A 13,279-nucleotide genomic window follows, 5' to 3' on the forward strand; every position below is an offset into this window, starting at 1 on the left:
AAAGAGGCCCGTCACATGACGGGCCTCTCATTCATTACGGGCTCAGCGCTTGACCGGCGCCGGCTGCTGTTGGGTCAGGCAGTGAATGTTGCCGCCACCCAAGAGCAGCTCGCGGCCCGGGATCATCACCACCTCATGGTCGGGGAAGATCCTTGCCAGGATCGCTCTGGCTTCAGCATCTGCCGGGTCGTCGAAGCTTGGGGCAATGATGCCACCGTTGACGATCAGGAAGTTCACGTACGAACCCGCCAGGCGCACCGACGGGTCACGCTCCTGGCTGCCGGCGACCTGGTCGACACCGGCGCATTCTTCGGCAGTGGCGAACAGCGGGCCCGGGATCGGCATCTTGTGCACGATGAACTCGCGGCCCTTGGCGTCGCGGGTGTTCTTCAGCACATCCATGGCCGCGTGGCAGCGCGCATAGTTGGGGTCGTTGGAATCATCGGTCCAGGCCAGTAACACTTCACCCGGGCGCACGTAACAGCAGAAGTTGTCGACGTGGCCGTCAGTTTCGTCGTTGTACAGGCCATCGGGCAGCCATACCACGGTGTCGACCGCCAAGTGATCACGCAGCACCGCTTCGATCTGCTCGCGGCTCAGGTGCGGGTTGCGGTTGCGGTTGAGCAGGCATTCCTCAGTGGTGATCACGGTGCCTTCACCGTCTACGTGGATCGAACCACCTTCCAGCACAAAGCCTTCGGTCTGGTAGCGCTGGCAGCGCTCCATTTCCAGCACCTTGGCGGCCAGTTCCTCGTCGCGGTTCCAGGGTGCGTACAGGCCGCCATCGAAGCCGCCCCAGGCGTTGAAGCCCCAATCTACACCGCGCACTTCGCCATGGTCGTTGATGACGAAGGTAGGGCCGGTGTCACGCACCCAGGCATCGTCGTTGCTGATTTCAACCACACGAATGTTCGGCTGGTCGAGCTGGCGCCGGGCGTTCTCGTACTGGCCGGCGGAGACCGCGACGGTTACAGGTTCGAAACGGGCAATGGCCTTGGCCAGGGTTACGTGGGCAGCCTGCGCCGGCTTGCCGCCCAGACGCCAGTTGTCCGGGCGCTCCGGCCAGACCATCCATACCTGAGTTTGTGGGGCCCACTCGGCGGGCATGTGGAAACCATCGGCACGGGGCGTGGAGTTGAGGGTTTTCATGGGTGACCTCTGTGATGGCCCTGAGCCGGGTATGCTGGGGCGTTTGTCAATTTATAACCGATATATATCGATATTTGAAGCCTGAAAATCGAAGAATGCCGCGCCATTCGGCGAATTTAAATCGATAACAATCGACACATGTCAGCACTGGTCTGGTGAAAGGAACGGCCTGCTGTCTACCATAGCCACACCTTATGCATCCTGTTACAGCTACGCGCGGAAATTTCCGGCAAGGCCGACTAGGGTCAATACTTGAACGACGGGCCAGCGAGCCGCTATGAACATCATCCCTACAGCAATCCCTGAAGTACTGATCATCGAGCCGAAGGTGTTCGCTGACAGCCGTGGTTTTTTCTTCGAGGCATTCAACGCCCGTGAGTTCTCAGAGCAAACCGGCGTGAACGTGGCGTTCGTCCAGGACAACCACTCGCGCTCCATCAAGGGCGTGCTGCGTGGGCTGCACTACCAGGTGGCAAACACCCAGGGCAAGCTGGTGCGCGTGGTGCACGGGGAAATCCGCGATATCGCCGTGGACGTGCGCAAAAGCTCGCCAACATTCGGTAAATGGGTCGCGGTGCACCTGTCAGCCGACAACCATCGCCAGCTGTGGATTCCGCCTGGCTTCGCCCACGGTTTTGCGGTGATGAGTGAATCGGCCGAGTTCCTCTACAAGACCACCGACTACTACAACCCTGGCGCCGACCGCTGTATCCGCTGGGACGACCCGCAACTGGCCATCGACTGGGGGCTGCAGCAGCCACCGCTGTTATCGGACAAGGACAAGGTGGGCTTGCCATTGGCAGAGGCGGAAGTGCTGCCTTAACTAGCGCATAATTGCGTCAGACTTTTCTGGCGCATTTACCTGATGATTGCAAAGCCCACGCCCCCACGCCGTCCCCGCTGGCGCAGCCTGGCCCTACTGGCGCTGATCTTGGCCCCATTACTATGGCCACTGCATCACTTGGCCGAACGCTATTACCAGGAAGAACTGGCCTCGCAGAACCGCCAGACCCTCGACCTGTATGTCGCCAACCTGCTCGGCACCCTGCACCGTTACGAGACCTTGCCGCAAATTCTCGGCGACTTGCCGGCGCTGCGTGGCGTGCTGGCCGACCCTTTCCGCCTGGAAGCGGTGACCAACGCCAACCGCCTGCTCAAGGACATCGTGCAGAAGACCGGTGCCGAGGTGATGTACCTGATGGACGTCAGCGGCAACACCTTGGCCGCCTCGAACTGGGACAAGCACGACAGCTTCGTTGGCCGAAACTTCGCCTTCCGCCCTTACTTCAACGAAGCCATGGCCGGCCACCTTGGCCGCTTCTTCGGCCAGGGCACCACCTCGGCCAAGCGCGGCTACTTCTTTGCCGCGGCCGTGCGCGACCGCGAGCGGATCGTCGGCGTGCTGGTGGTCAAAGTCGATCTCGACCACACCGAAACCCTGTGGGGCCGTACGCCCGAGCAGCTGTTGCTGACCGATCACAATGGCGTGGTCATCCTGACTTCGCGGCCCGACTGGCGCTTCCGTGCTACCCGCACGCTGACCGACGCCGAGCGCCAGGCCATCATCGCCATCCAGCCCTATCCGACCCAGGCCCCACAGCCGCTGGTTCTCAACCCGCAGGCCTGGATCACCCAGACCCGCGACATCAAGGAAACTGGTTGGCAAGTCAGCATCCTCGCCCCGCGCACGCTGGTTGATCGCTCGGTGCAGACGGTAATGGCCATCGGTGCCGGTACGCTGCTGGTACTGATGTTGCTGGCAGGCCTGGTGATGCAACGGCGGCGCCATTACATCGACCGCATCGACTTCGAAGCCCGTGGCCGCCAGGAACTGGAAAAGCGCGTGGCCGAACGTACCGCCGACCTTGAAGGCCTGAACACCCGCCTGAAAAATGCCGTGCTGGAGCGCGAAAACGCTCAGCAGGAGGCAGTGCGCGCACAGGACGAACTGGTGCAGGCCGGCAAGCTGTCGGTGCTCGGCACCATGTCGGCCAGTATCAGCCATGAGTTGAACCAGCCCCTGGCCGCCATCCGCAGCTACGCAGAAAACGCCGAGATCCTGCTCGACCACCAACGTACCGAAGACGCCCGCGGCAATCTCAAGCTGATCGGCGAGCTGACCGGGCGCATGGCCTCGATCATTGCCCACCTGCGTGCCTTCGCCCGTCGCGACCGCCATGCCCCGGAGAGCGTGGCCCTGCAGCCGGCCCTGGACGATGCCCTGGCGCTGCTGGCCAAGCGCCGCCGGGCGATGGCCGTAGAGCTGATCCGCGACCTGCCGGAAGCCACCTTGTGGGTACAGGCCGGCGAAACCCGCCTGCGCCAAGTGCTAGGCAACCTGCTGGCCAATGCCCTCGACGCCCTGACCGAAAAAGCCAACCCGCGCCGCCTGTGGCTAAGTGCCGAGCAGCGTGATGACTGCGTCTACCTGTACATCCGTGACAACGGCCCCGGCTTCAGCCGCCAGGCCCTGGAGCACGCCAAGGAGCCGTTCTTCACCACCAAGACCCGCACCCAGGGCCTGGGCCTGGGGCTGGCCATCTGTGAAAGCCTGATGCGCGCCCTGGGCGGTGAACTGCTGCTGGCCAACCACCCGGAAGGTGGCGCAATGCTGACTCTCCAGCTGCGGGTGGCCGCATCTGGCGCTACTTTGCCCAATTCGGAGGACCCCTCGGCATGACCACCGAGACACTGATCGACAGCCGAGCCCAGGTCATCCTGGTGGACGATGACCCCCACCTGCGCCAAGCCTTGAGCCAGACCCTGGACCTGGCCGGGCTCAAGGTAGTCGCCCTGGCCGAAGCCCAAGGCCTGGCCGAGCGTATCGAGGCCGACTGGCCCGGCGTGGTGGTCAGCGACATCCGCATGCCGGGCATCGATGGCCTGCAGTTGCTGGAACAACTGCACGGCCGGGACAGCGAACTGCCGGTGCTGCTGATTACCGGCCATGGCGATGTGCCGCTGGCGGTGCAGGCGATGCGCGCCGGGGCTTATGACTTCCTGGAAAAACCCTTTGCCACAGACGCCCTGCTCGACAGCGTGCGCCGCGCCCTGGCTTTGCGCCGGCTGGTGCTGGACAACCGTAGCCTGCGTCTGGCACTGAGCGACCGCCAGCAGCTGGCAACCCGTCTGGTCGGCCATTCACCGGCCATGCTGCGCCTGCGCGAGCAGATCGGCGCCTTGGCCGGCACCCGCGCCGACGTGTTGATTCTGGGCGAAACCGGCGCTGGCAAAGAGGTGGTGGCCCGCGCGCTGCACGACCTGTCCAGCCGCAGCGAAGGGCCGTTCGTGGCGATCAACGCCGGCGCGCTGGCCGAATCGGTGGTCGAAAGCGAACTGTTCGGCCACGAGCCCGGTGCGTTCACCGGCGCGCAGAAACGCCGTATCGGCAAGTTCGAATTTGCCAACGGCGGCACGCTGTTCCTCGACGAAATCGAGAGCATGAGCCTGGATGTACAGGTGAAGTTGCTGCGCATGCTGCAGGAGCGAGTGGTCGAACGCCTGGGCGGCAACCAGTTGATCCCGCTGGACATCCGCATCATAGCCGCGACCAAGGAAGACCTGCGTCAGTCTGCCGACCAAGGGCGTTTCCGCGCAGACCTGTATTACCGCCTGAACGTGGCGCCGCTGCGTATTCCGCCACTGCGTGAACGCGGCGACGACATATTGGTGTTGTTCCAGCATTTCGCCGATGCTGCCAGCCAACGTCATGGCCTGTCGCCGCATGCGCTGCAACCCGCGCAACGCGCCCTGCTGCTGCGTCATGACTGGCCAGGCAACGTCCGCGAGCTACAGAACGCCGCCGAGCGTTTCGCCCTTGGCCTGGAGCTGGCACTGGATGGCCAGGCACCCTCGGCAGCAGCCCCGGCAGCGCCCATGCTCAGCGGCAACCTCAGCGAACAGGTCGAGCAATTCGAACGTTCGCTGATCGCCGCCGAACTGGCCCAGCCACACGGCTCCATGCGGAGCCTGGCCGAAGCACTGGGTATCCCCCGCAAAACCTTGCACGACAAGCTGCGCAAGCATGGCTTGAACTTCGACGGCGGCAGCGGCGGGCATGACGATCAAGAGGACAACCGTTAATGAGCACCGATAGCCAGTACCTGCAGTCCGTACTGCACAGCGACATCCCCCTGACCCGCGAAATGGGCCTGGAAGTGATCGATTGGCAGCAGCACACCCTGCGCCTGCAACTGCCGCTGGCGGCCAACGTCAACCACAAAAGCACCATGTTCGGCGGCAGCCTGTACTGCGCAGCAGTGCTGGTGGGTTGGGGCTGGCTGCACCTGCGCCTGCGTGAACTGGGGATCGATGACGGGCATATCGTCATCCAGGAAGGGCAGATCAGCTACCCGTTGCCAGTGACCGGCACGGCGGTGGCGCGTTGTGCCGCGCCAGACGAGAAAACCTGGGAGCGGTTCCTGACCCTGTACCAGCGGCGTGGGCGGGCACGGTTGACGTTGGAAACCACCGTGAGCAATGCCGGAAGTGACGAGCCTGCAGTGAAATTCAGCGGCCAGTACGTTCTGCACCGCTAGTACGACTAACGCGGCCTTTGTGGGAGCGGCCTTGCGGCCCTTTCGCGACGCAAGGCCGCTCCCACAGGATCGTGCCAGGCAGTTAGATGAGGTTCAGGAAGGCCTGGCGCCATGCAGCATTGGCAGGTAATGCCAGGAAATGCGGATTGAGCAGCGACTCGCGTGGCGGATACCGGAACGGCAAGCCATCCAGCCCGATCACTTCGCCACCGGCCCCCTCCACCACACCCTGCGCCGCAGCAGTGTCCCACTGCGAAGTCGGCGCCAGGCGCGGATAGCAGTCTGCGCTGCCCTCAGCCAGCAGGCAGAACTTCAACGAACTGCCGATATTGGCCAGCTCCAGCTCTCCCACCGCAGCCCCAAGGCCGGCCAACAGCGCTTCCTGCTCCGGGCTGGAATGCCGACGGCTGGCAACCACGGTAAAACGCTCGCCCTGCGCGGGTTCGTTGCGTACTTGGATCAGCTGGGCTGCCTCGCCGGCATCTGCACGCCAGGCCCCCATCCCGCGCCCACCGAAGTAGCAGCGTCCATTGGTCGGCATCGACACCACGCCAAACACCACGTCGCCGTTCTCGATCAGGGCGATGTTGACCGTGAACTCTTCGCTGCCGGCAATGAACTCCTTGGTGCCGTCCAACGGGTCGACCAGCCACCAGCGGCTCCAGCTTTGCCGCTCGGCCAGCGAAATATTGCAGTCCTCTTCGGACAGCACCGGAATCTGCGGCGCCAGCGCCAGCAGGCCATCGGCAATTACCCGGTGCGCCGCCAGGTCGGCGGCGGTAACCGGCGAATCGTCGGCCTTGTTGGTCACCGCAACATCGGCGCGCCAGAATGGCAGGATCGCCTCGCCTGCCGTCAGCGCCAGCTTGACCACTTCGTGCATCAGTTGCAGGTCGTTCATAGCTCCAGCAACCCCCGCTGAATCAGCAGGTCACGGGCCAGGTACAGCGCCGCCAGGGCGCGGCCCTCGGTGAACTGCGGATGCATGGCCAAGGCCGACAACTCACGCAGGTTGACCTTGTCGACCCGCATCGGCTCGGGCTCGTCGCCTTCCAGGCGCTCTTCGTACAGGTCGCTGGCCAGCACCACCTGAATCTTCTGACTCATGTAGCCCGGCGACAGCGACAGTTCCGTCAGGTGCTCCAGCTGGTGTGCGCCAAAACCGGCTTCTTCCTTGAGCTCCCGGTCGGCTGCCGCCAGCACGTCTTCGCCCGGCTCGATCAAGCCCTTGGGCAACGACAGCTCGTATTCATCGGTGCCACCGCAGTACTCCTCCACCAGCACGGCGTGCTCGGCATCGAGCATGGCCACGATCATCACCGCGCCGTAGCCATTACCCCGGCCCACCAGACGCTCATAGGTGCGCTCGGCGCCATTGCTGAAGCGCAGCTGTACGGCTTCGACGCGGAACAGGCGGCTACTGGCGACAATTTCGCGGCTGAGTACGGTGGGTTTCTGGCGCATGGGGCGGCTCCTTGGCGTGAACGGGTTACTATACCGTGGCTTGCCGACTGATCGAGAGTTTCCCATGCCTGTTCTTCCCTGGTCTGCCATCGATACCGTCCTGCTGGACATGGATGGCACCCTGCTCGACCTGCATTACGACAACCGCTTCTGGCTGGACCACCTGCCCCAGCGCTATGCCGAGCTGCACGGTGTAAGCCGGGCCATGGCCGAAATGGAGCTGCAACCGCTGTTCGAACGCAATGCCGGCACATTGAACTGGTACTGCCTGGACTTCTGGAGCCGCGAGCTACGCCTGCCCATTCGCGAGCTGAAGCGGGAAATTGCCGACCTGATTGCCCTGCGCCCGGATGCCGATACCTTCCTGGCGGCGATTCGCCAGGCAGGCAAGCGTGTCGTGATGATCACCAATGCCCACCGTGACTCGCTGTCGCTGAAGCTGGAACGGGTGGAGCTGGCGCCGTACTTCGAGCGACTGATCAGCTCGCACGACTATGGCTACCCGAAGGAAAGCCCGCAGTTCTGGGATGCCCTGCAGGCGGATATCGGCTTCGAACCGGAACGCAGCCTGTTCATCGATGACACGCTGGCGATTCTGCGCAGTGCACGGCGGTTTGGTGTGGGGCACTTGCTGGCGGTGCGCCAGCCGGATAGCCAGGCACAACCACGCGATACCGAAGAGTTTGCAGCGGTCGAGGATTACCGGGCGTTACTGGAAGGCCTGTAAGGCCCCATTCGCGGGCATGCCCGCTCCCACTCAGTGCTGGCGCTGTACCTGTGGGAGCGGGCGCGCCCGCGAAGAGGCCGGTACAGACTTCAGCGATCAGTCAGGAATACGCAGCACCTGCCCCGGATAGATCTTGTCCGGGTGCTTGAGCATCGGCTTGTTGGCCTCGAAAATCTTGTTGTACTGATTGGCATTGCCATACACGACCATGGCAATGGCTGAAAGTGTGTCGCCCGATTTCACTGTGACGAACCTTGCCGCCTGGACTACCGGCCCGGTCACGGTGATCTGGTCCTCGACACTGGCCACGCCGCTGATGTTGCCCGCCGCCAGGATGATCTTCTCCTTCTCTTCCTGGCTGGCCACTTCACCCTTGAGGATGATCTTGTCTCCTTCTACAGTGGCGGTGATGTTAGGGTTGCCCAGGCCAACAGCTTCCACGTGTTTCTTAAGCTGCTCCTCGGCATTGGCGTTGCCAGGGGTCAGCAGGTCGATCAACTTCTCGCCGGCTTCCTTCACGAAACTGAACAGGCTCATTGCGCTCTCCTTGTTGACGAAACCTTGGACACAGGAGTCTAGGTCAGCTTTACCACTTCCGCCCTGCGCTACCAATCGACGCGGTCTATCAAGGCATAGACCCTAGCGATTAGACGCCGCCGGCCCACGCGCCTAGGCTTGTGCTATCAGAAAGCCGCCGGTATTCAGCGCCCCGATGAACAGCAAGCCTCCGGTCTGCGCGGCCTCATCGCCCTTGTCCATGCCCGCCGCCAGCAACACCTACGATTACGTCCAGCTCAGCGACGCCAAACGCGACAGCACCCCGCTGGCCGAGGAAGTGGCCCTGGCCATTGTCTATAACGGCCTCAACCAGGCAGTGATGCTGGTCAGCCCTACCGATCTGGAAGACTTCGCCGTCGGTTTCAGCGTCGGCAGCGGCATTGTCGAAGGCACCGCAGAAATCTACGACCTCAAGCTCTCCGGCAGCGGCTCGGCACTGTACGCCGACCTGGAAATCTCCAGCCGGGCGTTCTGGAACCTGAAAAACCAGCGCCGCCAACTGGCCGGCACCAGTGGTTGCGGCCTGTGTGGGGTCGAGGCCCTGGAGCAGGCACTACCGGATCTGGCCGTGTTGCCGGGTGCGCCCCTGCCCCCGGCCCAGTGGCTGGTCGGCCTGCGCGAGCGCATCGACGCCTTCCAGCCACTGGGCCAGCATTGCGGTGCCGTGCATGCAGCATTGTTCATGGACCGCCAAGGCGAACTGCTGCTTGGCCGCGAAGACATCGGCCGGCACAACGCCCTCGACAAACTGATCGGCGCGCTGCTGCGACAACGCATCGACACCCAGGGTGGCCTGGCCATCGTCACCAGCCGCTGCAGCCTGGAGCTGATCCAGAAAGTACTGCGTGCCGGCATCCAGACCCTGGTCAGCCTGTCGGCGCCCACCGGCCTTGCCCTGCAATGGGCGCGCAAGCACAACCTCAACCTTATCCACTTGCCCAAGCACAGCGCACCGCGGGTCTACAGCCCAGCGGCGGAGTCGTAACAGTCGTGACCTCGTACCAACAACTTCCGGACAACACCCCAACCTCCCCCCCTCGCTACAAGCCCTACCACGGCCCCGCCGGCGGTTGGGGCGCACTGCGTAGCGTGGCCAAGGCCTGGGTCGGCAGCGATAATGCGCTGAAGAACATTCGCGCCCTGCTCAAGACCAACCAGAACGGCGGTTTCGACTGCCCCGGCTGCGCCTGGGGGGACTCGCCGGAAAGCGGCATGGTCAAGTTCTGCGAGAACGGCGCCAAGGCGGTGAACTGGGAAGCTACCAAGCGCCGTGTCGATGCTGCCTTCTTCGCCCGTTACAGCGTCACCTCGCTGCTGCAGCAAAGCGACTACTGGCTGGAGTACCAAGGGCGTCTGACCGAACCGATGGTCTACGACGCTCCCAGCGACCGTTACCTGCCGATCAGCTGGGATGCCGCCTTCGCCCTGATCGCCCGCGAACTGAACAAGCTGACCAACCCTGACCAGGCCGAATTCTATACCTCGGGACGTGCCAGCAACGAAGCGGCGTACCTGTACCAACTGTTCGTGCGCGCCTACGGCACCAACAACTTCCCTGACTGCTCGAACATGTGCCATGAGGCCAGCGGCGTGGCGTTGGGGCAAAGCGTCGGGGTCGGCAAAGGTACAGTCACCTTCGACGACTTCGAGCACGCCGACGCCATTTTTGTCTGGGGCCAGAACCCCGGCACCAATCACCCGCGCATGCTCGACCCACTGCGTGATGCGGTAAAGCGTGGCGCCCAGGTGGTGTGCATCAACCCGCTCAAGGAGCGTGGTCTGGAGCGCTTCCAGCACCCCCAGAACCCACTGGAAATGCTGACCAACAGTGACCGCCCGACCAACACCGCCTTCTTCCGCCCGGCCCTGGGTGGCGACATGGCGATGCTGCGCGGCATGGCCAAGTTCGTCCTGCAATGGGAACGCGAAGCCCAGGCCAACGGCGAACCGGCCGTGTTCGACCACGCCTTCATCGCCGAACATGGCCATGGCGTCGATGAGTACCTGGCTGTGGTGGACGCCACGCCGTGGTCGCACATCCAGGCACAGTCCGGCCTGACCTTGGCCGATATCGAACTGGCCGCGCGCATGTACTGCCGGGGCAAGCGGGTGATCATGTGCTGGGCGATGGGCATCACCCAACACCGTCATTCGGTGCCGACCATTCAGGAAATCGTCAACCTGCAGATGCTGCGTGGCAACATCGGCGTGCCCGGTGCCGGCCTGTGCCCGGTGCGTGGCCACAGCAACGTGCAGGGTGACCGCACCATGGGCATCAACGAGCGCCCGCCAGAGGCGCTGCTGGATGCCATCGAAAAGCGCTTTGGCTTCCCTGTGCCACGGCGCAATGGCCATAACACCGTCGAAGCCATTCACGCGATGCTCGATGGCCGGGCCAAGGTTTTCATCGGCTTGGGCGGCAACTTCGCCCAAGCCACACCCGACACCGAGCGTACCGCCCAGGCGCTGCGCAACTGCGAGCTGACCGTGCACATCAGCACCAAGCTCAACCGTAGCCACCTGGTCCATGGCAAGCAGGCACTGGTCCTGCCGTGCCTGGGCCGCACCGACATCGACCTGCAGGCCGAAGGACCGCAGGCAGTCACGGTTGAAGACTCGTTCAGCATGGTCCACGCCTCCAACGGCCAGCTCAAGCCGCTATCGACGCAAATGCGCTCAGAGCCTGCGGTGATCGCCGGCATCGCCGCCGCCACGCTGGGCAAGCAACCGGTGGACTGGCACTGGCTGGTGGCCGACTACGACCGCATCCGCGACCTGATCGGCGACACCATTGCCGGTTTCAGCGGCTTTAACCAGCGCCTGCGTCACCCGGGGGGCTTCTATCTGGGCAACAGCGCGGCCAGCCGCGAATGGGAAACCAGCACCGGCCGCGCCAACTTCAAGGCCAACCTGCTGCCCGACACGCTGCTTGACGAACGCGTACGCGCCAGCGGCCAGTTGCCAGACCTGATCATGCAGTCGATGCGCTCGCACGATCAGTACAACACCACTATCTATGGCCTGGACGACCGCTACCGCGGCGTGCGCGGCCAGCGCGAGGTGCTGTTCGCCAACGAGGCCGACATCATCCGCCTGGGCTTCCAGCCGGGGCAGAAGGTCGACATCGTTTCGCTGTGGGGGGATGAACATGTGCGCCGGGTGCAAGGCTTTACCCTGCTGGCCTTCGACATCCCTGCCGGGCAGGCAGCGGCGTATTACCCGGAGGTGAACCCGCTGGTGCCACTGGAGAGCATTGGCGTTGGTAGCCATACGCCAACATCGAAGTTCATTGCTATCAAGCTGGAGCGCGCGCGCGACGACGGGCGCATTCTGTAAAAATGAAAAAAGCCCTGTTCCGTGGCGGCTCAGGGCTTTGTCATAAAGGTCTCAGACAGCCTGAAAACGATAAAGTTTCATAGTAAATACAGCAAGTTAGAGAATTGTGTACAACTCGTGTTACTCGTCGGATTTCCGTTGCCAGCCACGCCTCTTAGCCTCAAATTCGCCTCGTCATCCCTATGAGGCTCTCTTGATGAAGAAGTACTCCTCGATTCTGTTGTTGTCTTTCAGCTTGCTCAGCGGCGTTGCCATGGCAGGCGGCACCACCGAGGCCGGCATTGGCGGCGCACTGGGTGGGGTACTGGGCTCTGTCGTGGGCAACTCCATCGGTGGCAGCACCGGCGGCGCCATTGGTGCCGGTCTGGGCGGTGCGGCAGGTGGCGCTCTGGGCGCAGACAAACGCCAGCGTGGTGAAGCCGCTATCGGCGGCGCGCTGGGCGCCGCAGGTGGTAACGTGGTCGGTCGCTCCGTGGGCGGCACCACGGGTAGCTACATTGGTGCGGCAGCCGGCGGTGGTGCCGGTGGTGCGCTGGGTAACTACCTGGGCAAAGAGGCCGACAAAGACGATTACCGCGATGGCCGCCGCTATCGTCGCGGTTACGACGACGACCGTCGTCACTGGGACCGTGGCCGCCACTACGGCCACCGCAAGCACAAGCGCCACTGGCGCGACTAACGCCTGGGGCCCTGCCCCGGCAACAAAACCCCGCCCCTGCCAGCGGGGTTTTTTATGCCTGTCGCTCCAGCACAAGGCCGGACAGGATCACCTGCAGCGCCTCTGGCAACGCTACAGGCCGGCCACTGGCGCGCTCGATGAACACCTGCACCACCGTACCTGCCGCGCACGCGTCCGATTCGCCCGGACGGTACAGCGCCAGCCGGTACTCTACCGTGCTGCCCGCCAGACGCGTCACTCCCAACCCCACTTCCAACAAATCCGGGAAGCCCGGTAGCGCGTAGAAATCCGAAGCTGAACTGACCACGAAGGCGGCCAGTTCACCGTGCCGCAGGTCCAGTTCCGCCTGCTCGACGAGAAACGCCTGTATCGCGGTTTCGAAGAAACCGTGCACCGTTGCACCGGCAATGTGGCCGTTCAGGTCGTTATCCTGGGGGCGGGTAAGGATCGGGTGGAAGTGGGAGAAGGCAGTGCGCTGAGGGGCTTCGGTCATCTGGCTGGCTCTTGTCTACGCAATGGATGCTGACAGTGAAACAGAAAAACCAGAATTTCGCTGCCTATGCGGGCCCCTTCGCGGGCAAGCCAGCTCCTGCAACGGCCTGCGCCCACCACCGATGGTGTGTAGGCGCGGGTTTACCCGCGAATACGATGGCGGCTGCGACGGTGAAGCACGGGTGGAAATTGGTCAGCAGGTCCGGCCCTTTCGCGGGTAAACCCGCTCCTACACGACGGCCTGCGCCCACCGCCAATCAGTGTGTAGGAGCGGGTTTACCCGCGAATACGATGGCGGCTGCGACGGTGAACCACGGGTGGAAATTGGTCAGCAGG

At 63.5% G+C, this 13,279-nt stretch carries 13 protein-coding genes; 8 read left to right on the plus strand and 5 right to left on the minus strand.

The window, feature by feature from the left end; translation table 11 throughout:
• Window positions 1-42 precede the first annotated feature (42 nt).
• Window positions 43-1,149, minus strand: a complete 1,107-nt coding sequence (aguA, locus tag N5D53_RS16285; RefSeq protein WP_010951636.1) for an agmatine deiminase — start codon at window positions 1,147-1,149, stop codon at window positions 43-45.
• A gap of 277 nt (window positions 1,150-1,426) precedes the next feature.
• Here aguA and rfbC point away from each other — a divergent pair, with 277 nt between their 5' ends.
• From rfbC to N5D53_RS16305, 4 genes are read left to right on the plus strand one after another with little or no spacing between them, the layout of a single operon-like run.
• The gene (gene rfbC, locus N5D53_RS16290) at window positions 1,427-1,972 is read left to right on the plus strand and encodes a dTDP-4-dehydrorhamnose 3,5-epimerase (protein ID WP_104960607.1); all 546 of its coding nucleotides are present in this window, start codon (window positions 1,427-1,429) and stop codon (window positions 1,970-1,972) included.
• Between the two features lie 42 nt (window positions 1,973-2,014).
• The gene (locus N5D53_RS16295; RefSeq protein ID WP_010951634.1) at window positions 2,015-3,829 is read left to right on the plus strand and encodes an ATP-binding protein; all 1,815 of its coding nucleotides are present in this window, start codon (window positions 2,015-2,017) and stop codon (window positions 3,827-3,829) included.
• Window positions 3,826-5,232 carry a sigma-54 dependent transcriptional regulator gene (locus N5D53_RS16300; protein WP_010951633.1) on the plus strand — a complete coding sequence of 469 codons (1,407 nt, stop codon included), beginning with the start codon at window positions 3,826-3,828 and terminating at the stop codon, window positions 5,230-5,232. Before N5D53_RS16295 ends, N5D53_RS16300 begins: the two co-directional genes overlap by 4 nt.
• The gene (locus N5D53_RS16305; protein ID WP_179052312.1) at window positions 5,232-5,687 is read left to right on the plus strand and encodes a YiiD C-terminal domain-containing protein; all 456 of its coding nucleotides are present in this window, start codon (window positions 5,232-5,234) and stop codon (window positions 5,685-5,687) included. Before N5D53_RS16300 ends, N5D53_RS16305 begins: the two co-directional genes overlap by 1 nt.
• Window positions 5,688-5,769: 82 nt before the next feature.
• Here N5D53_RS16305 and cysQ read toward each other — a convergent pair whose 3' ends face one another.
• Both cysQ and nudE read right to left on the minus strand, forming a co-directional pair.
• Window positions 5,770-6,588: a 3'(2'),5'-bisphosphate nucleotidase CysQ gene (gene cysQ, locus N5D53_RS16310; protein WP_104886817.1), complete on the minus strand. Its 819-nt coding sequence runs from the start codon at window positions 6,586-6,588 to the stop codon at window positions 5,770-5,772.
• On the minus strand, window positions 6,585-7,151 hold the full coding sequence (gene nudE / locus N5D53_RS16315; protein ID WP_104960604.1) for an ADP compounds hydrolase NudE: 567 nt from the start codon (window positions 7,149-7,151) through the stop codon (window positions 6,585-6,587). The genes cysQ and nudE overlap by 4 nt, the downstream gene beginning before the upstream one ends.
• Before the next feature lie 64 nt (window positions 7,152-7,215).
• Here nudE and yrfG point away from each other — a divergent pair, with 64 nt between their 5' ends.
• Window positions 7,216-7,878, plus strand: coding sequence for a GMP/IMP nucleotidase (gene yrfG, locus N5D53_RS16320; protein WP_021782608.1), 663 nt, complete (start codon window positions 7,216-7,218; stop codon window positions 7,876-7,878).
• Between the two features lie 96 nt (window positions 7,879-7,974).
• Here yrfG and lysM read toward each other — a convergent pair whose 3' ends face one another.
• A complete protein-coding gene (gene lysM / locus N5D53_RS16325) occupies window positions 7,975-8,415 on the minus strand; it encodes a peptidoglycan-binding protein LysM (RefSeq protein ID WP_010951629.1) in 441 nt (146 codons plus the stop codon).
• Window positions 8,416-8,590: 175 nt separating this feature from the next.
• Here lysM and fdhD point away from each other — a divergent pair, with 175 nt between their 5' ends.
• The 3 genes from fdhD to N5D53_RS16340 all read left to right on the plus strand — a co-directional run bounded on the left by fdhD (window position 8,591) and on the right by N5D53_RS16340 (window position 12,451).
• Window positions 8,591-9,421, plus strand: coding sequence for a formate dehydrogenase accessory sulfurtransferase FdhD (fdhD, locus tag N5D53_RS16330; RefSeq protein ID WP_010951628.1), 831 nt, complete (start codon window positions 8,591-8,593; stop codon window positions 9,419-9,421).
• A 5-nt stretch (window positions 9,422-9,426) separates the two neighbouring features.
• Window positions 9,427-11,772 (plus strand): FdhF/YdeP family oxidoreductase, encoded by a 2,346-nt coding sequence (locus tag N5D53_RS16335; protein WP_190869779.1) that lies wholly within the window; start codon window positions 9,427-9,429, stop codon window positions 11,770-11,772.
• Between the two features lie 196 nt (window positions 11,773-11,968).
• Window positions 11,969-12,451, plus strand: coding sequence for a glycine zipper domain-containing protein (locus N5D53_RS16340; protein ID WP_104960602.1), 483 nt, complete (start codon window positions 11,969-11,971; stop codon window positions 12,449-12,451).
• A gap of 52 nt (window positions 12,452-12,503) precedes the next feature.
• Here the strand turns inward: N5D53_RS16340 and N5D53_RS16345 are convergent, their stop codons facing one another.
• Window positions 12,504-12,944: a thioesterase family protein gene (locus N5D53_RS16345; RefSeq protein WP_266022209.1), complete on the minus strand. Its 441-nt coding sequence runs from the start codon at window positions 12,942-12,944 to the stop codon at window positions 12,504-12,506.
• Between the last annotated feature and the right edge of the window lie 335 nt (window positions 12,945-13,279).

Origin of the sequence: Pseudomonas sp. GD03862, from assembly GCF_029840855.1 — a bacterium.
Taxonomy (GTDB): Bacteria; Pseudomonadota; Gammaproteobacteria; order Pseudomonadales; family Pseudomonadaceae; genus Aquipseudomonas; species Aquipseudomonas alloputida.